The sequence below is a fragment of the Lentzea rhizosphaerae genome (genome assembly GCF_042649515.1).
GTDB classification, from domain to species: Bacteria; Actinomycetota; Actinomycetes; order Mycobacteriales; family Pseudonocardiaceae; genus Lentzea; species Lentzea aerocolonigenes.
Genome location: NZ_JBHRZI010000030.1, coordinates 62,557 through 81,552 on the forward strand (window position 1 = coordinate 62,557; position 18,996 = coordinate 81,552).

Genomic DNA, 18,996 nt, shown 5'->3' on the forward strand with positions numbered 1-18,996 from the left:
GAGGACGAAGGGGCCCCGCGTCAGAAAAACTTAGCTCCACTAATCATCTCCGCCGCTCCCCCACTAGGGTGGAGCGGCGGAGGTGTCTGTGGGCCGTTTGGCACGCGCCGGGTTGTACGCCGGCGCCTTGATCGGGCCGTTCGGCGGCGCCGTCACGACGTCGATCCTGCCCGAGATCGGCCACACCTACGGCCGCTCACCCGGTGCGGCGGCGGCGACACTGACGTACTACCTCGTGCCGTTCGCCGTGCTGATGCTCGTGTCCGGCACGCTCGCCCAACGCTGGGGTCCACAACGGACCGTCCGCATCGCCTACGTCGTCTACGCGATCACGTCCGCACTGGCCGCGTCATCGTGGACGTTCGAGGTCCTGCTGACCTCCCGCGCACTCCAAGGCGCGGCCAACAGTTTCACCACCCCGGTGCTGCTGGCCGTGATCGCCGCCTCGACACCCAAGGAGAAGCTCGGCCGCGCGCTGGGACTGTTCGGGTCGATGCAGGCGGCCGGCCAGACGTCGGCGCCGCTCGTCGGCGGGCTCGCCGCCGAGGCCGACTGGCGGCTGGCGTTCGTGGTCATCTCCATCGTCGCCGTAGCACTCGCGGTCCTGGGTGTGCCGCAGACCGACGCCGAGCCCGAGCGCAACGCGAGCCTCAGGAGCGCGTTCGTGCCGAGCACCATCAGGCCCGCGGTCGTGGCGTTCGTGTGCTGGGGGTGTCTCGGCGGGCTGTCGTTCCTCGTCGCGTTCCGGCTGGACGACGTGTTCGGGCTGGGCGCGGGCGAACGCGGTGTGCTGCTCACCGGGTTCGGCATCGTCGGGTTCCTCACCGCTCGGCAGATCGGCAAGGCCATCGACCGGTTCGGTGCGGCCACCACGGTCGTCGTCGGGGCCACGGCGGGGGCTGGGCTCGTCGCGGCGGTCGGGACCACGCCGATCGCGGCGGTCGCGGTCGTCGCGTGGGCGCTGACCGGGGCGGCGGCGCAGGGTGTGCTGGTGAGTCTCAACGCGTTGGTGTTGCAGAGCGAGAACGCCAACCGGGGCGGCAGCGTCAGCGTCGTGCAGTCGCTGCGCTTCATGGGTGCTGCCGCCGCCCCGCTGGCGTTCGTTCCGCTCTACCAGTCCCATCCGCTGCTGGGGTTCGGAGTCCCGGCAGCACTGCTGGTCACGGTGCCCGCGATCGTCACGTGGTCAGGTCGCGGCGCCGGAAACCGGCGAAGCCCGCAGCCAGAAGCACCGCCGCCACCGCGGTGAGCCACGCGAGCGGCCCGAAGGTGATGTCCGGGTACTTCGGGACGTGCGTGAACGGCGCGACGTCGATGATCCACTGGTCGAGCTGCAGGGCCGGGCCGAGCAGGGTGATCACCAGCGACACCGACACCACGGCCCAGCTCACGCCCGTGAACTGCGGGAACAGTCCGAACAACGCCAGCGCCACACCAGCGATCACCCACGCGGCCGGGAGCTGGACGAGCGCGGCGCCGAGCATCTTCGGCAGGACCGTGCCGACGTCGCCGGTCTGCAGGCCGTGCACCAGACCGAGGCCGAGACCCGCGAAGGCCAGCACGACCGCGCCTCCGACCACCGCGAACGCCGCGTGCGACGCGACCCAGCCCCAGCGCGTGACCGGGGTGGCGAGGATCGGCTCGGCGCGGAACGAGGTCTCCTCGGACCGCAGCCGCAGGATCGCCTGCACGAGGTAGATCGACGTGATCAGGCCCAGCAGCTGGGTGATGGTCGCGAAGAACGCGTCCACCATCGCGTCCGCGCCGCCGATCTGCTGCACGATCTGGCCGAGTGTCGGGTTGTCCTCGACCATCTGCCCGACCGCCTGCGCGACGCTGCCGTAGATCATGCCGACCACGAACAGCGCCAGCGACCAGCCGATCAGCGAGCCCTTCTGCAACCGCCAGGCGAGGCCGAACGGCGTGCCGATCCTGCCGTGAGCAGGCCCGAGCCTCGTCGGCAGCAGGCCGAGGCCGACGTCCCTGCGCGTCACGACGCAGGCGGACACACCGACGAGCAGGACCGCGGTGACCAGCGAGATGCCGAGCACCCAGAACCTGTTGTCGCCGAACGACCTCACCTGCTCGGTCCAGCCGATCGGCGAGAACCAGGTCAGCCACTGCGGGCCCGACTCCCCCGCCGCGTCGCCCGCCGCGCGGAGGAGGTAGGTCACGCCGAGGAACCCGCCCGCGATCGCGTTGGACACGCGCGAGTTCTCCGACAGCTGCGCGGTGAACGCGCTGACACCGGTGAACACCAGGCCCACCGAGGCCGTGGACAGGCCGAACGCGAAGGCGCCCGCGGCGGGAAGGTCCTTGCCGATCAGCACCAGCGCCTGCAGCACACCGATCAGCAGGCTCGCCCCACCGGCGACGATCACCGAGGAGGCCAGCGGCGCGTGCCTGCCGACGACGGTCGCGGCGATGAGTTCGGTGCGGCCGGCTTCTTCTTCGGCACGCGTGTGCCTGGTGACGACCAGCAGTGCCATGATCGCGATGAACAGTCCCGCGAAGACGCCCCAGCGCCACGCGACCAGACCGCCGAGCGTCGACCAGTCGTGCAACGGGCCGAGCATCGCGAGGAACGCGGAGTTCGCGTTCGCCGTGGCACCGAGCAGTGCCCTCGACTGCTGCGTCCCGTAGACCTCTTCGAGCGCGGTCGTGGTCGACAGCGTGGTGAACACCAAGAAGAAGATCCAGACCGGCAGCAGGATCCGGTCGCGGCGCAGCGCCAGCCGGACGAGGTGCCAGGTGCCGATCATTTCGCGTCCTCGTAGTGCCGCAGGAACAGCTCCTCCAGCGTCGGCGGCTGCGAGGTCAGCGTGCGCACGCCCGAGGAGACGAGCTGCTTGAGCACGGGGTCGAGCTTGTCCGAGTCGACCTCGAACTTGACGCGGTTGCCCTCGGCCACCAGGTCGTGCACGCCCGCCATCGACGTGAGCCCGTTGGGCGGGCCCGCGAGCTCGGCGGAGATCGACGTGCGGGTCAGGTGCCGCAGCTCGGCGAGCGTGCCGGTCTCGACGATGTGGCCGTTGCGGATGATGCTCACCCGATCGCACAAAGCCTCGACCTCGGCGAGGATGTGGCTCGACAGCAGCACGGTGCGGCCGCGCTCGCGTTCGTCGTTGATGCAGTCCTGGAAGACGGCCTCCATCAACGGGTCGAGGCCGGACGTCGGCTCGTCCAGGATCAGCAGCTCGACGTCCGACGACAGCGCGGCGACCAGCGCGACCTTCTGCCGGTTGCCCTTGGAGTAGGTGCGGCCCTTCTTGCGCGGGTCCAGCTCGAACCGCTCCAGGAGCTCCGCGCGGCGGGCCTTGTTCAGGCCGCCGCGGAGCCGTCCGAGCAGGTCGATGACCTCGCCACCGGTCAGGTTGGGCCAGAGGTTGACGTCGCCGGGGACGTAGGCGAGGCGGCGGTGAAGGGCTGCGGTGTCCTTCCACGGGTCGCCGCCGAGCAGCCGCGCGGTGCCGGAGTCGGCACGCAGCAGGCCGAGAAGAATCCGGATCGTCGTCGACTTGCCGGCACCGTTCGGGCCGAGGAAGCCGTGCACCTCACCGGTCTGGACGTCCAGGTTCAGGTCGTCCAGTGCACGCGTCGGGCCGAAGGTCTTGACCAGGCCCGACACGGATATCGCAGATGTCATGCCCGGTAAGCTACACTTCTTTCACAACTTCGTGAAGGACGTAAATTTTGCCCGATCGGCTGACGAAAGGGGATGATGCCGCCGTGACCAGAGCTACACAGCGTGACACGCAGGCGGTGAGCCAGTTCGTCGAGCGCTTCGGCGGAATTCTGGCGGACACCGGCGTGCCCCGCATGCCGGCTCGCATCCTCGCGGCACTGATGACCACGGACTCAGGACGGCTCACCTCAGCCGAGATCGCCGATCTGCTGCAGATCAGCCCGGCGGCGGTGTCGGGCGCGGTGCGCTACCTGACCACGGTCCAGATCGTCAGCCGCGAGCGCGAACCGGGATCGCGCCGGGACGTCTACCGGATGCGCGACAACGTCTGGTACGAGGCGACGTTCCGCAAGGACCAGATGCTCGGGATGATCGACGAGGTGCTCGGCGAGGGCGTCGACGCGCTCGGCCCGGAGACGGACGCCGGAGTGCGGCTCGACGAGACGCGCGAGTTCTTCCGGTTCTGCCACGCCGAGCTCGGCTCGATGCTGGACCGGTGGCGCGCGCACCGCGAGAAGTGGCTCAAAAATCGCGAAGCCTGAAAACGATGAACGGCGCATTTGTCCACTTGAGGTGGACAAATGCGCCGTTCATCGATTGCTGCGTCAGCCTGTGATCAAGGTCAGGCCGTACGCCGAGAGGATCTCGTTGACCGGCTGGAAGTAGGTCGTGCCGCCGCTGGTGCAGTTGCCAGAGCCACCGGAGGTGACGCCCTGCGCCTGCGTGCCGCTGACCCACGAGCCGCCCGAGTCACCGGGCTCCGCGCACACGTTCGTGCGCGTCAGACCGCTGACCGAGCCCTCCTGGTAGTTCACCGTCTGGCTCTTGGCCTGGACCTCACCGCAGTGCCAGCCCGTGGTCGAGCCTGACCGGCAGATCGACGAGCCGACCGCGGCCTCGGTGTGACCGGAGACGATGACGTCCGCACCGCCGTAGTGGTTCACCTTGGCCGTGGGCGTCCACGCCGAGTTGGCCTTGACCCACCCGTAGTCGTTGCCGGGGAAGGACGAGCCCTCGAACGCTCCCAGCGCGGAGCGGTCGACGCCCGCCACCGTGTCGCCCTTGCTGCCGCAGTGCCCGGCGGTGACGAACCCGCCCTGCACCGCGAAGCCGACCGAGCAACGGCCCGCGTTGTTGATGTAGTAGGCGTCGCCGCCGCGGATGTCCTTCAGCAGACGGGGCGCCTCGTCGGTCTCGACGACCTTCGCGAGCGTGCCCGCCTTGTCCGCGAACGACTTCACCGCCTCGGTCTGGCCGCGCTTGACGGTGATCGTCACGGCGTTCGCGCGGGTGTCGACGAACCAGCCGGTGACCTCGGCGGGAGCCTTCTCGGCGTCCAGCTCGGCCTTGGCCGACTCGAGGGCGCCCGCGGAGTTCGTGACCACCTTCGGTTCCGCGCCGAGCCTGCGGAGGCGGTCGGCCTTCGCCGCGTCGGTCACGCCCACGACGAGCTTGCCGGCGGACGCGTCGAACCACGCGCCACCGAAGCTGTCACCGGCGAAGCCCTCCACGACGCGCTGCAGGATCGCGGCCGCGTTCTCCTGACGGAGACGTTCGGCCGCCTGCTGAGCGTTGAGCCCCAGGTCGCGCTGCATCGCGGCGAGCAGGTCAGCTGACGGTTGCGGCGCGGCGACGGCGGCAGGGGAGACCGTCGTCGCGAGTGCACCCGCCAGCACGGCGACTGCCGCGACAGCCATGCGCTTCATAGGCATTTCTCCTTGATCTTCGGTTCTGCAGGGCCGGTGTAACGCCGGACCGGGCAACCGCGATGAGGAGATCGGCTGTGCTGCAACACAGCCCGCACGACACCGGATGCATGGCGTCCCCAGGCGGCGAACTGCCCGATCAGTTCGTTCCTCCGTCTGGGGGACGCTATGTCGTGCTGCCTACCGGCCGGTAGGGCCGATCGAGGGTGGACCTCTCGGCGTTCGGCTTGGTATAGGGAAACCAAATGCCTTCTCTTGGCCGATTTCCGTGACTGTCCGCAATCATTGCGATTGACACGAAACGTCAAATCTGTCAACAGTTCGCACTCTCCGGCGTATCCCTCTGACCTGCGGTTTAGGTCTAGCGTGCAGATCACCCTGTTCCCTGCACGAGGGAGAACCCTGCTATGCGAAGAGTCTTGGGTACGGGACTCGCCGCCGCCGCTGCCTTATCGCTGGCCGCCGCTGTGGCACCCGCCGCATCTGCTCAAGAAAATCTGGGGACGATTCTCGGCGCCGACCGCGCCGGGGTCGTGAAGGACAGTTACATCGTCTCGCTCAGGGCCGGCACGGCGTCGAGGGCCGCCGCACCGGAACTGGCGGGCAAGTACGGCGGCCAGGTCGGCAAGGTCTGGCAGCACGCGCTCAACGGCTTCTCGGTGAAGATGACGGCCAAGCAGGCGCAGCGTCTCGCCGCGGACCCGAAGGTCGCGTTCGTCGAGCAGGACGCCGAGGTCAGGATGTTCGACGTCCAGCAGAACCCGCCGTCGTGGGGTCTGGACCGCGTCGACCAGCGGGACCTGCCGCTGAGCAACAGCTACCAGTACGACACGACCGCGTCGAACGTGACGGCGTACATCATCGACACCGGTGTGCGCACCACGCACGCGACGTTCGGCGGCCGCGCCACCTGGGGCACCAACACCTCCGGTGACGGCAACAACAGCGACTGCAACGGCCACGGCACACACGTGGCGGGCACGGTCGCGGGCGCGGAGTACGGTCTCGCGAAGGCCGCGAAGGTCGTCGCGGTGAAGGTGCTGAACTGCCAGGGTTCCGGCACCATCCAGGGCGTCGTCGACGGCGTCAACTGGGTGACCCAGAACGCGGTGAAGCCCGCGGTCGCCAACATGTCCCTCGGCGGTGGCGCTGCCGCTGCCCTGGACACGGCGGTCCAGAACTCCATCGCGTCCGGCGTGACCTACGCGGTCGCGTCCGGCAACTCGAACACCGATGCGTGCTCGACGTCGCCCGCCCGTGTCGCTGAGGCGATCACGGTCAACGCGTCGACCAACACCGACGCGCGTGCCTCGTTCTCCAACTACGGCACCTGCACGGACATCTTCGCGCCGGGCCAGAACATCGTGTCGGCGTGGAACACCAACGACACCGCGACGAACAACATCTCCGGCACGTCGATGGCGACCCCGCACGTCGCGGGCGCCGCGGCGCTGTGGCTCGCCACGCACCCGAGTGACAACCCGGCCGCGGTCTGGGCGGGCCTGAACGGCGCGTCGACCCCCAACAAGATCACGAGCCCCGGCACCGGTTCCCCGAACAAGCTGCTCTACACCCTCTTCGGTGGCGGGCAGCCGGGCAACCCGTCGGTGACGAACCCCGGCAACCAGACCTCCACGGTCGGCACGGCGGTCTCGCTGCAGCTCGCGGCGTCCGGCGGCACCTCGCCGTACACCTGGTCCGTCTCCGGTCTCCCGGCCGGTCTGTCGGCGTCCGCCTCCGGCGCGATCTCCGGCACGCCGACCACGGCCGGCACCTCCACGGTGACCGCCACGGTGACCGACTCGGCGGGCAAGACCGGTTCCGCGACCTTCACGTGGACGGTCAACCCCGTTGGTGGCGGCTGTGACGCCAAGACCAACTCCACCCCGGTCACCGTCGGCGACCTCTCGACCGTGACCAGCACGATCGCCATTTCGGGCTGCGCGGGCAACGCGTCGGCCACGTCGTCGATCAAGGTCTCGATCACGCACACCTACAAGGGCGACCTCGTGGTGGACCTGGTCGCGCCCGACGGCTCGGTCTACAACCTGCACAACCGGTCCGGCGGCTCGACCGACAACATCAACGAGACCTACACCCGCGACCTGTCGGGTGAGGTTGCCAACGGCACCTGGACGCTGCGCGTGCGCGACGCGGCGTTCCTGGACAGCGGCACGTTGAACAGCTGGACGCTCGACGTCTGATCGTTTCTCCGCTGAACGAACCGCCCCCGGTGCTTCCGCCTCGGGGGCGGTTCCTCGTTCAGGCCTCGAACCACTCCTCGAGACCATCGTCGAGGTGCGCGCGGCTGCGTGACCACCTGGGCCGGAGAGGCGTTGGCGCACGACGCTTCTGGACGTGGAGATCTAGAGCGCTTTTGTTGCGGGGCGCGGGCTCGACGCCCCGCGACGAAGGATCAAGTCTCCCAGCGGAGGCCGTAACCGTGACCGGCGAGCAGATCGGCGAACGCCACCTGGACCTCGCCGACGCCGTTCACCGGCAGGTGGTCGCGTTCGATGTCGATCTCGTCGGCGTCGCGGTGGAACACGTGGTCGACCTTCCACACCGCGGACGGGACGGCCTGCTCCCCGAACCTCGCGATGAGCTGGAACTTCTCGCACCGCCGCTCCGGCCAGTACACGTACCGCGGACTCATCCGCCGACCCGGAGGGAGGGTGACCTGGAGCGCGAAGTCGTGCACCTCACCCGCCTTCAGCTTCCTGGGCAGTCCCAGCACGAGCAGGATCCGGCGTGGTGACGGACGTTCCCGCGAGAGCTCCAAGGCCCCGTGCAGCACCTCCACCTCCATGTCAGGCGGTGAGCCGTCTTCGTGCTCCGGCAGGGTGAGCGACCACGTGACGCGGTCGATGCCGTCGCGGTCCGCGACGATCGTCCGGCTTTCGGTGCAGCGCGGAGTGTCGCCGTGGAGGTTGAGAATCGCCTCGAACTCCCGGACGTGCCAGGTGTGTTCCCGTGAGACCGGTGTGGTGGTCTGTCCCGGAGTCAACGCGACTTCGACCAGTCTTCTCATCGCCTCGCCGATCCGGCGCCTGCACGTTCCGGGGCTGCGTTGCTGTTTCGCCGCCAGCCAGCTGACTCGCTGGTGCAGGAAACGGAACTGCGCGTCCGGGTTGAGTCCCAGCGGCGTCGTGACCGTGAGGCGCAGGTGGTGCGGCAGCAGCTCGGTCGTGCCGTGCACCCAGTCGCTGACCTTCTGGCGAACGGTCTCGGGGCCGTCCAGGGCGGTGAGGTCGCAGACCTGGCGCAGCGCGGGACCGACGCGGTCGCCGACGTCCGGATCGTGCACACCACGCCCCTTGCTCAGCCTGCGCAGGTCGTCGAACAGCGCGTCAGGCCCCGACATCGCCACGGGCGGGCCGGTCGACGGCTGCGGGGAGAACCCCTTCGAGCCGGCGGCACGATCATGCGCCCTCACCCACCGTTCCCGGTCTCGCATCTGCACGTCGCAGGCGTTGAGAATCGCGTGCAGGCTGTCCGAACGCAGCGGCTTCGGCTCCGTCAGCCACCGATGTGCCGACGTCGGCGGAATCGAGTGGCCGGCCGCCTCGGCGGCGTCGCAGAGGGCCTTCGGCGTGAAGAGCCCTGCCTGATGCGTCAGAAGGACGAGCTCGCGATGCAGGTCCTGCCACGTGTTCACGTCGTTGGGCTGCGCCCGCCTGGTGGATCCCCTGCTCCGGGCCGTCTCCCTCCTCCACACGTGCCGGGCTTCCACCACCGCGTCGCCGCGGCCGCATTCGCGCATGAACGCCTCGATCAGACCCAGGGACGGCATCCTCCGGCCGCTCAGCGCCTCGGACAACGCGGCCTGGGAGTAGCGGGTGCGGGACGCGAGCTGGACCAGGGTCAGGTCGACGTCCGCGTGGACCGCGCGCAGGTAGCTCGCCACGACCGCGGCGGGACTGCCGGCGTCTACGATCGGCTTGAGCCGTTTCTTGGCCATGATCGCTCAGTCCACCCTCCCCTTCCGCGGCGGAACCAGGCCTGTCGGCAGGAACACGGTCGCCACCGCGACGACCGCGCCGAGCAGCAGGAAGGCCAGCAGGATGCGCAGCTCGGCCTCGCGGCCGGTCGCCGGCAGTGGATCGCCGGTCGGCGGTGTGGCCAGAGCACGTACCCGTAAAAGCGCGGATTGCAACGACGCATGCGCCGCGAGGAGGATGGGGTTCACCATTTTGGCTCTCTGGTTGCGGTCCGGACGAATCTGCAGAACGGGCCTCGGGAGCTGCCGTTCCCGTGATGGAGTGTTCTGCTGTCCGGGTTAGTTAGCGGTTGGCGAGAGCGCGGGTCAAGGCATTCGGGCTGTGCGCCGAAGAACTGGACAGAGATGGCCTTCATCTTCAGTCCAGAACCCATGTGGGGTGCGAGATCTTCACCTCGTCGTCCACGCGATGGCGATGCCCACCAGATGTGTGACAACCGCCCAGGTCAGGAGCAACTCCGCCGTGACCTTGATCTGTCGAGCTGTTGGCCAGCTTAGTTCCTGAATTCAGGAGCTGCTTCCAGGCAATATTGAGAGGCCTTCTCGGGAGAAGGCACCCGATGCTCGCTGCGGTCCAGACGAGTTCGGTGAGGCAGGCCCCTTGCTGCCGCTTGTGGGAACTGCCGACGTGTTTGACGGGGTGTCCGGGAAGAACGGGCACCCCGCACGTCACGCACGTGATTCCGGGCGTGGAGGAATTATTTCGCCGGGAGTGGCTCGGTGACAGCCGACTGGTCCTCCTGCCGGGGCTGTGCCTCCGGGTCGATGGCCAGCACCAGCTGGTACTGGATGTGGCCGAGCGCCTGGAAGTGCATCGGTGTCGCCTTGCGGGCCAGCAGGTGCAGAGCACGGATCTGCCCGATCACCACGAGCCAGTCCTCTGCCTCGTCCAGCGTCAGCGTGAGAGGGTCGGCGTTGATCCACTGCTCCCACACGCGGTCGACGAGCGCACGGTCGGCGAGCGTCTTCCGATGCCGCCGGCGGAACAACGCCGACTGCCATCGCGACGCGGAGACGTCCGGGAACATCTTGCGCAGTACCGCCCGCCGCATCCTGATCGGCCGCGGGAAGCGGAGCCCGTACACGTAGGAGTTGCGACGGTAGAGGGTCTCCAGCGTCTGGAACGCCGGCTCCCAGCCGCGCGCGAACTGCTCGGCGACCTTCACCCGCACGCCACCGTCGACCCGTTGTGCGGAGAAGATCTCCGCGTTCTCGAGCACGTCCTTTCGCAGCGTGGCGCGCACCCCTGTGCGCACGAGCCGCAGCACGACGGACTCCGCCGTTGCGCGGTCGTAGCTGCCGATGCACGCGCTACCGCTCTGGTGGATCAACGTCGTCATGCCGAGCGCATCGTCCGTGTCGAGGCCGCAAGCCGTGCGCAGCAGGTGGTGGACGACGGCGAACGGGGTGTGGTCGTCGTTGTGCACGACGACGCCCCATCTCTCCCCAGAATTCACCGGCAGAGTATGAGTCACGGCCACAATGGACAGATGAAGGCTTGGCAACGGTTGCGGTACGAGCGCGCACAGGACGGCGAGGACGCGAACGAGGCGGCCCGCGGTGAGGTGCTCCACGACGAACGCACGCGCGACGACCTGCCGCTGCTGCGGTTCCTGGTCGAGCAGGAAGCGTTGTGCCGCGCGAACTCCCAGGGCCTGGGGGAGCAGGCCGCGCTCGCCGGATTCCTGCTGGCCGAGCACCGGCAGGTCGAGGACGTCTGGCGGCACCACGCGATCAAGCGCGCCAACTTCGACGCCGGCTGCGCCTACGACGTGGAGCACCTGTTCGCGGCGGGCGTCCAGGCCACCCTCGACCACGTGCGCGCGAGCGACCACCCCGACCGGGACGACGTCCTGGAGCTCCTGCTGCGCCAGCACCTCGACGAGGACGACGTCGAGGAGTGGTTCGAGCACCGTCGCGAGTGGTTCGAGGCCTGAACGAGGACCCCGAGACGGAAGGGCGGTTTGGCGGCGAACCCCGAGATGCCGCGCACGGTTGGCCCATTCCTCACTGAGAACGAATCGCTTTCCATTTGCATTGCGATTCGACTGCCGTCACGTTGAAGATCCTTGCAATTCCTTTTACTGGTGATCACTACTCGATGGGCGCGTCGTCTGCCCACCGATAAACGGGCGGCACGTAATCGGCGAAACGGTCGAGCAACCGTTCGAGGTCGTCGTCCACCAACACCATCTCGCGGTACGCCGGCTTCAGGAACCCCTCGGACACCATGTGGTCGATCATCGCGATCAGGTGGCCGTAGTAGCCGTCGACGTTGAGCAGGCCGATCGGCTTGGCGTGCAGCTCGAGCTGCGCCCACGTCCAGATCTCGAACAGCTCGTCCAGGGTGCCCGCACCGCCCGGCAGCGCGACGAAGGCGTCCGACAGGTCCGCCATCAGCGCTTTCCGCTGGTGCATGGTGTCGACGACGTGCAGTTCCGTGAGGCCGTCGTGCGCGATCTCCCACTCGACCACGTGGTGCGGGATCACCCCGATGACCGATCCTCCGGCGTTCAGCGCACCGTCGGCCACGGCACCCATCGTGCCGACCCGACCGCCGCCGTAGACGACCTCGATCCCACGCCGCGCGAGCAGCCGGCCCGCCTCGGTCGCGGCCCGCACGTGCCGCACCCGCCCTGCCGACGAACCGCAGAAGACACAAATTCGCATGGGGTCACCATATAACCGAATCGCGCGGGCAACAGGGAAGAAACGGACATCCTCCACTAATTCCGCCGTGATGCTGAACGATTTCTGAAGGTCACTGGCGGCCAGTGAAATCCCGCCGAAGCGAGGTGAAAGTGTGCCGTCGGCGATCATCCGCGCGGCCCGCGTGCGCAGCCGGTTGAGGTGCGCGCGTTCGTCGACGAGGGGCAGCACGGTGGCCGTGAGCCGGAACGGGAACCGCCCGCGGCAGTCGGCGAACCTTGCTCGACGAGATCGCGAAGGCGTGGCAGCACCAGGGGCAGCGATCGTTCGTCGCGTCGGTCAACGGGCCGGAGGCCGTGCTGCACTGGTGCATCAGAACAGGCCTCGACCCCGAACCAGGTCTTCACCACGCTGTTCGGCTGGAACCACGACTGATCGGATGCAGGCGCGCGCTGCGGGACAGCGCGCGCCAGCTGACCGTTAGAGGTCCACGCCCAGAAGCGCGTCCACCGCCGTACGGATCTGCGACGGCCCGTGCGTGTCCGAACCGCCGTGCGACAGCGCCTCGTCGGCCCACGCGTCGATGGCTGCCAACGCGCGCGGGGTGTCCAGGTCGTTGCCCAGGTGGTCACGCAGCCGTGTCACGGTGTCCACAGCGGACGGACCGGACGACAGGTCCGCGGCCCGGCGCCACTTGTCCAGGCGGACCAGCGCCTCGTCCAGCAGGGCCTGGGTCCACGGGCGGTCCTCGCGGTAGTGGCCCGCGAGCAGCGCGAGGCGGACGGCGTTCGGGTCGACCTTCTGGGCCCGCAGCTTCGAGACGAAGACCAGGTTGCCGCGCGACTTCGACATCTTCTCGCCGTCGAGGCCGATCATGCCCGCGTGCACGTAGTGGCGGGCGAACGGGTGCTGGCCGGTCTGGGCCTCGGCGTGCGCGGCCGAGTACTCGTGGTGCGGGTAGATCAGGTCGGAGCCGCCGCCCTGGACGTCGAAGCCCATGCCGAGGCGGTTGTGGGCGATGGCGCTGCACTCGATGTGCCAGCCGGGGCGGCCCTCGCCGAGCTCGGACGGCCACGACGGCTCACCGGGACGCTTCATCCGCCACAGCAGGGCGTCCAGCGGGTGGCGCTTGCCGGGGCGGTCGGGGTCGCCGCCGCGTTCGGCGAAGAGCTCCAGCATCTTCTCCTGCGAGTAGTTCGACTCGTAGCCGAAACGGCCCGTGGCGTCGTGCGAGTAGTAGATGTCCGGGTACTCGGAGTCGTCCACGCGGTAGGCGTGGCCGTCGGCCACCAGCTTGGCGACCACCTCGACGATCTCCGGGATCGCCTCGACGATGCCGACGAAGTCCTGGGGCGGCAGGACGCGCAGGGCCTCCATGTCCTCGCGGAACAACGCGGTCTCGCGCATGGCGAGCACGACCCAGTCGTCCTGGTCGCGCTCGGCGCGCTCCAGCAGCGGGTCGTCGACGTCGGTGACGTTCTGGACGTAGTGCACGTTGTGGCCGTTGTCGAGCCACACGCGCTGCACGAGGTCGAACGTCAGGTAGGTGGCGGCGTGGCCGAGGTGCGTCGCGTCGTACGGCGTGATGCCGCACACGTACAACCTGGCGGTGTCTCCTGGAGCCGTCGGGCGCACCTCGCCCGTAGCCGTGTCGAACAGCCGCAGCGGGCGGGGGTCCCCCGGAACCCGCGGCACAGGAATCGATGACCAGGTCTGCATGCTTCCGACACTAACGCGTGCCGCCGAGTGGAGTGCACTTTCCGGCTGTTGGGACGACCACCCCGGACCGACCAGGACAGAAAGATCGGACATTCGTTGACGACGTTGTCATCGCGTCCCTAGCGTCCAAGGGCATGCTTCGTGTCGTCGTAGCCACGGTGGTAGCGCTCTCACTGTCCCCCGCAACCGCACAAGCCGAGCCGCTGGACGCGTTGGCGTACCTGGAGAACCCGCGCATGACGGGCGAGAACCAGGAGCCTCCGCACCCCGATCTCAAGCCCGAACGGCGCCTGAGCCTCAACGGCGAGTGGCGCATCCGGATGTTCGACAGGCCCGAGGATGTCAGAGACACCGCCGAGGGCTGGCGCACGGTCCAGGTGCCGCACACGTGGCAGACGGACTTCCTCGACCACCCGATGTTCCGCAACATCCCCACCGAGATGTACCCGGACGACCCTCCCAAGATCCCGCACGACGTCAACCCCACCGGCGTCTACGAGAAGACGTTCGACGTGCCGCGGAACTGGGACCGCACGCTCGTCCGGTTCGAGGGCGTGACCAGCGGCTACTTCGTCTGGCTCAACGGCACGTACGTCGGCTACGACCAGGGCGGCTACACGCCCGCCGAGTTCGACCTCACCAGCAAGCTCAAGCCCGGCCGCAACACCCTGAAGGTCCAGGTCCACCGCTGGGGCTCCGGCTCCCACCTCGAGGACTACGACCAGTGGCGGTTCTCCGGCATCTTCCGCGAGGTCTGGCTCTACTCGACGCCCAGGACCTACCTCAGCGACGTCACCATCAGGACCGACCTGGACGCCGAGTACCGCGACGCCACGATCAGCGCGGACGTCAAGATCGGCGGGCCTGCCGCCGGCCACACCGTCCGGACCAGGTTGTTCGACCCGCGGGGCCGTGAGGTTCCCATCACGAACGGCAAGGTCGCGAACCCGCTGAAGTGGACCGACGAGACCCCGAACGTCCACGAGCTGCGAGTCGAGCTGATCAAGGACGGCCGCGTGATCCAGACCGGCCGGCAGCCCGTCGGCTTCCGCGAGATCGAGATCGCCGACACGCAGCTGAAGATCAACGGCAAGCGCGTCCTGTTCCGCGGGACCAACCGGGCGGAGACGAGCGTGCGCGGCAGCCGGCACGTCACCCGCGCCGAGCAGGAAAAAGACGTCCAGCTGATGAAGCGGTTCAACATCAACGCGGTCCGCACCTCGCACTACCCGAGCGACCCGTACTTCTACGAGCTGGCCGACCGCAACGGCCTGATGATCGCCGACGAGGTGGACATCGAGACCCACCACCACGACGGCTGCCCGTCCAACTGCCTCGCTGAACGGCCGGAGTGGCAGGACGCGTTCCAGGACCGGTTCGCCGCCATGATGCAGCGCGACAAGAACCACCCGAGCGTGATCATGTGGGACACCGGCAACGAGGCCGGTCTCGGCAAGGCGCACTACACGATGGCCGAGCACGCGCGGAAGAACGACACCCGCCCGCTGTACCACCAGCCGAACGTCCCCGACGGCGACGCGCCGTTCGCCGACGTCTCCGGCCCGCGCTACCCCTCGCCCGCGAGCCTCGAAGCCAAGGCGAAGACCACCACCAAGCCGATCATCATGGGCGAGTACGCGCACGCGATGGGCAACAGCCTCGGCAACTTCAAGGAGTTCTGGGACGTCGTGCGCGCCTACCCGCAGGTGCAGGGCGGCTTCATCTGGGACTGGGCCGAGCAGAACATCGCCCTGCCGTTGTTCACCACCCCCGACGACGCCGGCGGCATCATGAGCTGGCTCTCCGGCAAACCGTCCCAGGTGGACGGGCCACACGGGAAAGCCTTGAAGCTCAGCGGACTCGACGACTTCGTGGAGGTCTACCGCGACCGCAAGCTCGACGAGGTGAGCAACGGACTCACCCTCGACGCGTGGATCAAGCCGGACACGTGGACCGGTGACTTCACAGTCATCTCCAAGGGCGACCACCAGTACGCGCTGAAGATGGCGAACCAGAACACGCTGCAGTTCTTCATCCACAGCGGTACGTGGCGCACGGCCGAAGCGCAGGTTCCCGCCGACTTCTACGGCAACTGGCACCGCGTCACCGGCACGTTCGACGGCACGAAGCTCCGGCTGCTGATCGACGGCCGTGAGGTCGCGGCGACGAACTACACCGGCACGATCGACTGGTCGCACTGGCCGGTCAACATCGGTCGCAACGCCGAGACCATGCAGGAGAACGTGCAGACCCGCATGGCGCACGGCAGCGTCGACCAGGTCCGGATCTACCACCGGGCGCTGACCGACGCCGAACTCGCCCAGGACCCGAAGAAGACCGCGGCGCTGGCGCTCGACTTCGAGAAGCTGGAGGACAAGGGCCGCAAGGAGTCCTACGGCGCGGGCACCGGTGGTGTCGACGGCGTGGTGTGGGCGGACCGCAGGCCGCAGCCGGAGACCACCGAGCTGATGGCGGTCCACTCCCCCATCAGGTTCTCCTACGACGACAACAAACTCACGGTCGTGAGCGAACGTCAGTTCACCGGCACCGACGACCTCGAACTGCGCTGGCAGGTGCAGGACAACGGCCGCACGATCGCCCAGCACCGCGGCAGGCTCCAGCCGGGCACGATCACGTTGCCGGACTTCACCGCCGACACCGACCGGTGGCTGACCGTCCGGGCGACCGACCGGCAGGGCGACGACGTCGGCATCGCACAGTTCCCGCTCGGCGGCACGCAGATCGCCGGACTGCACACGCCCGGCCCGGCAGGTGAGCTCACCACCACGCAGAACGACGACGAGGTCGTGGTGTCCGGCAAGGACTTCCGTTACGTCGTCAGCAAGCGCTCCGGCACGCTCACGTCGATGCGGGTGCACGGCACCGAGCTGCTCGAGGCGGGTCCGGAGCTGGACGCGTGGCGGGCGCCGCTGTCCAACGAGTTCATGAGCGAGGACAACTCGTGGTACCGCAACGGTCTCGACCGGCTCAGGACCACGCCGTCGAGCGTCACGGTCACGCGGAGCGGCAAGGACACCGTCATCACGGCCAGGTCCACCGCCCAGGCCGTGGCCACGGCGTCGTTCGGCCAGACCTTCACCTACCGGATCACCGGTGACGGCGAGATCCACGTCGGCCACCGGGTCGCCGCGAAGGACAGGATGCGCGACCTGAGCTACCTGCCCGGCATCGGTTTCACGCTCAAGGTTCCCTCGGACTACCAGAAGTTCACCTGGTACGGCCGTGGTCCGGGCGAGAACTACGACGACCGCAAGTCCGGCAACCCGGTCGGCGTCTACCAGTCCACTGTGGACCGCGAGTTCAACGACTACTACAAGCCGCAGGACTTCGGCAACCACGCGGACACGCGCTGGGCGACGCTGTCCGACGGCCGCGCGGGCCTGCTCGTCGCGGGTGACCTCGACGTGCGGGTCTCACGGTACGACGACCTGGACCGGGCGGCGTACCCGTTCGCGCTGAAGAAGAACGACGGCTGGACGACCCTGCACGCGGCGCATCGCGTCACGGGGGTCAGCGAGACGTTCCACGAGCCGTTGCCTCAGTACCAGGTGGAGGCGGGCAACGAGTACGCGTACTCCGTGCTGCTGCGCCCGCTCACGCCCGTGGAAGCCGCCACGGGCAAACTCGGCCAACGAGTGGACTGCGCGCCCACCGTCGAGCTGAGGGCCACCGACACCGCTCTCGAACCGGGCGAGCAGGTGGAGGCCGAACTGGTGGTCACGAAGCCGTGTCCCGGCACCACGACGGCCAGGCTGACGGCTCCGGAGAGCTGGTCGGTCACCCCGGACACCGTCGACGTGACGGCGGGTTCCGCGAAGGTGACGGTCAAGCGTGACGGTGGGGAGACCGGCACCCGCCCGGTGTTCGCCGAGGTCACCACGGGGAAGGCGACGACGACCCTGAACAGGGACTTCACCGCCACGCCCCGTGCACCGCAGGGTGAGGCGCCGGTGTCCTCGCTGGAGTTCCTCGCCGAACGCAACGGCTGGGGCCCGATCGAACGCGACCGCAGCAACGGTGAGAACTCCGGCGGTGACGGCAACCCGATCAGCATCCGGGGTGCGAAGTTCGATCGGGGCGTCGGCGCGCACGCCGAGTCGGAGTTCCAGGTCTACACCGGCGGGAAGTGCAGCCGGCTCACCGCGACCCTGGGCGTGGACGACGAGACGAACGGCAGCGGCAGCGTCCGGTTCGAGGTCCTGAAGGACGACCAGCCGGTCTACCAGAGCCCCGTGCTGACCGGGCAGAGCGCAGCGCTGCCCATCTCGGTCGACACGAGTGGAGCAACGGTGCTGACGTTCCGCGTGACGGACGGAGGTGACGGCAACGCCTGGGACCACGCTGACTGGGCGACGCCTACGTTGACCTGCGCTTAAAGGCGTACCGTTGCAGATCAAGGGCATTCGCCGGTGAAGGGCGGGTCTCATGATCGTGGAAATCCTCGGCGGGCTGGTCGCGCTCGGAGGTCTCGGCATCGCGATGAGCGCCAGAGTGATCAAACAGTTCGAACAGGGACTCGTGTTCCGGTTCGGCAAGCTCCAGCAGGCCGTGCGCGGGCCGGGGCTGACGATGATCGTTCCGGGCGTGGACACGCTGCGGAAGGTCAACATGCAGATCGTCACCCTGCCCGTGCCGGCGCAGGACGGCATCACGCGCGACAACGTGACCGTGCGCGTGGACGCCGTCGTGTACTTCAAGGTGCACGACCCGGCGAAGGCCGTCATCAACGTCGAGGACTACCGGTTCGCGATGTTGCAGGTGGCGCAGACGTCGTTGCGGTCCATCATCGGCAAGAGCGAGCTCGACGACCTGCTGTCGAACCGCGAGCACCTCAACCAGGGCCTGGAGCTGATGATCGACACGCCCGCGCTGGCGTGGGGCATCGACATCGACCGCGTCGAGATCAAGGACGTGGCGCTGCCGGAGAGCATGAAGCGCTCGATGTCGCGGCAGGCGGAGGCCGAACGCGAGCGCAGGGCCCGCATCATCACCGCCGACGGCGAGCTCCAGGCGTCCAAGAAGCTCTCCGAGGCCGCGGGCACGATGGAACAGACGCCCGCGGCGCTCCAGCTGCGGCTCCTGCAGACCATCGTCGAGGTGGCGGCGGAGAAGAACTCGACGCTGGTGCTGCCGTTCCCGGTGGAGCTGCTGAGGTTCCTGGAGAAGAACACCAGCGTCGAACTACCGAAGGGTGATTCGTCCGAGTGAGTTAACCG

General features: G+C 68.4%; 14 protein-coding genes. 6 read left to right on the forward strand and 8 right to left on the reverse strand.

What is annotated here, in order from left to right; genetic code table 11:
- Positions 1 to 88: 88 nt before the first annotated feature.
- Positions 89 to 1,249, forward strand: a complete 1,161-nt coding sequence (locus ACFOWZ_RS34475; protein ID WP_382378135.1) for an MFS transporter — start codon at positions 89 to 91, stop codon at positions 1,247 to 1,249.
- On the opposite strand, the gene ACFOWZ_RS34480 is transcribed toward ACFOWZ_RS34475, so the two are convergent.
- Positions 1,179 to 2,762, reverse strand: coding sequence for an ABC transporter permease (locus ACFOWZ_RS34480; protein ID WP_382378136.1), 1,584 nt, complete (start codon positions 2,760 to 2,762; stop codon positions 1,179 to 1,181). The two genes, ACFOWZ_RS34475 and ACFOWZ_RS34480, sit on opposite strands and share 71 nt — an antisense overlap.
- Entirely contained in the window at positions 2,759 to 3,646 is an 888-nt protein-coding gene (locus ACFOWZ_RS34485; protein ID WP_382378137.1) for an ABC transporter ATP-binding protein, read from the reverse strand. The genes ACFOWZ_RS34480 and ACFOWZ_RS34485 overlap by 4 nt, the downstream gene beginning before the upstream one ends.
- Before the next feature lie 83 nt (positions 3,647 to 3,729).
- On the opposite strand from ACFOWZ_RS34485, the gene ACFOWZ_RS34490 reads away from it, so the two are divergent.
- Entirely contained in the window at positions 3,730 to 4,227 is a 498-nt protein-coding gene (locus ACFOWZ_RS34490) for a GbsR/MarR family transcriptional regulator (RefSeq protein WP_382378138.1), read from the forward strand.
- A 63-nt stretch (positions 4,228 to 4,290) separates the two neighbouring features.
- On the opposite strand, the gene ACFOWZ_RS34495 is transcribed toward ACFOWZ_RS34490, so the two are convergent.
- Positions 4,291 to 5,391 carry a S1 family peptidase gene (locus tag ACFOWZ_RS34495; protein ID WP_382378139.1) on the reverse strand — a complete coding sequence of 367 codons (1,101 nt, stop codon included), beginning with the start codon at positions 5,389 to 5,391 and terminating at the stop codon, positions 4,291 to 4,293.
- Between the two features lie 407 nt (positions 5,392 to 5,798).
- On the opposite strand from ACFOWZ_RS34495, the gene ACFOWZ_RS34500 reads away from it, so the two are divergent.
- Entirely contained in the window at positions 5,799 to 7,595 is a 1,797-nt protein-coding gene (locus ACFOWZ_RS34500; protein ID WP_382378140.1) for a S8 family serine peptidase, read from the forward strand.
- Between the two features lie 212 nt (positions 7,596 to 7,807).
- On the opposite strand, the gene ACFOWZ_RS34505 is transcribed toward ACFOWZ_RS34500, so the two are convergent.
- From ACFOWZ_RS34505 to ACFOWZ_RS34515, 3 genes are all read right to left on the reverse strand, one after another.
- On the reverse strand, positions 7,808 to 9,352 hold the full coding sequence (locus ACFOWZ_RS34505; protein ID WP_382378141.1) for a helix-turn-helix domain-containing protein: 1,545 nt from the start codon (positions 9,350 to 9,352) through the stop codon (positions 7,808 to 7,810).
- Between the two features lie 6 nt (positions 9,353 to 9,358).
- Positions 9,359 to 9,583, reverse strand: a complete 225-nt coding sequence (locus ACFOWZ_RS34510; RefSeq protein WP_382378142.1) for a hypothetical protein — start codon at positions 9,581 to 9,583, stop codon at positions 9,359 to 9,361.
- Positions 9,584 to 10,089: 506 nt separating this feature from the next.
- Positions 10,090 to 10,848, reverse strand: coding sequence for an ATP-dependent Clp protease adaptor ClpS (locus ACFOWZ_RS34515; RefSeq protein WP_382378143.1), 759 nt, complete (start codon positions 10,846 to 10,848; stop codon positions 10,090 to 10,092).
- Positions 10,849 to 10,881: 33 nt separating this feature from the next.
- Here ACFOWZ_RS34515 and ACFOWZ_RS34520 point away from each other — a divergent pair, with 33 nt between their 5' ends.
- Positions 10,882 to 11,328 carry a hypothetical protein gene (locus ACFOWZ_RS34520; protein WP_382378144.1) on the forward strand — a complete coding sequence of 149 codons (447 nt, stop codon included), beginning with the start codon at positions 10,882 to 10,884 and terminating at the stop codon, positions 11,326 to 11,328.
- A gap of 157 nt (positions 11,329 to 11,485) precedes the next feature.
- Here the strand turns inward: ACFOWZ_RS34520 and ACFOWZ_RS34525 are convergent, their stop codons facing one another.
- Positions 11,486 to 12,061 (reverse strand): LOG family protein, encoded by a 576-nt coding sequence (locus ACFOWZ_RS34525; protein ID WP_382378145.1) that lies wholly within the window; start codon positions 12,059 to 12,061, stop codon positions 11,486 to 11,488.
- Positions 12,062 to 12,520: 459 nt separating this feature from the next.
- Positions 12,521 to 13,759, reverse strand: a complete 1,239-nt coding sequence (mshC, locus tag ACFOWZ_RS34530) for a cysteine--1-D-myo-inosityl 2-amino-2-deoxy-alpha-D-glucopyranoside ligase (RefSeq protein ID WP_382378146.1) — start codon at positions 13,757 to 13,759, stop codon at positions 12,521 to 12,523.
- A 134-nt stretch (positions 13,760 to 13,893) separates the two neighbouring features.
- On the opposite strand from mshC, the gene ACFOWZ_RS34535 reads away from it, so the two are divergent.
- Positions 13,894 to 18,156: a glycoside hydrolase family 2 TIM barrel-domain containing protein gene (locus ACFOWZ_RS34535; RefSeq protein ID WP_382378147.1), complete on the forward strand. Its 4,263-nt coding sequence runs from the start codon at positions 13,894 to 13,896 to the stop codon at positions 18,154 to 18,156.
- 49 nt (positions 18,157 to 18,205) lie between these two features.
- Positions 18,206 to 18,988, forward strand: a complete 783-nt coding sequence (locus tag ACFOWZ_RS34540) for a slipin family protein (protein ID WP_382378148.1) — start codon at positions 18,206 to 18,208, stop codon at positions 18,986 to 18,988.
- Positions 18,989 to 18,996: the final 8 nt, after the last annotated feature.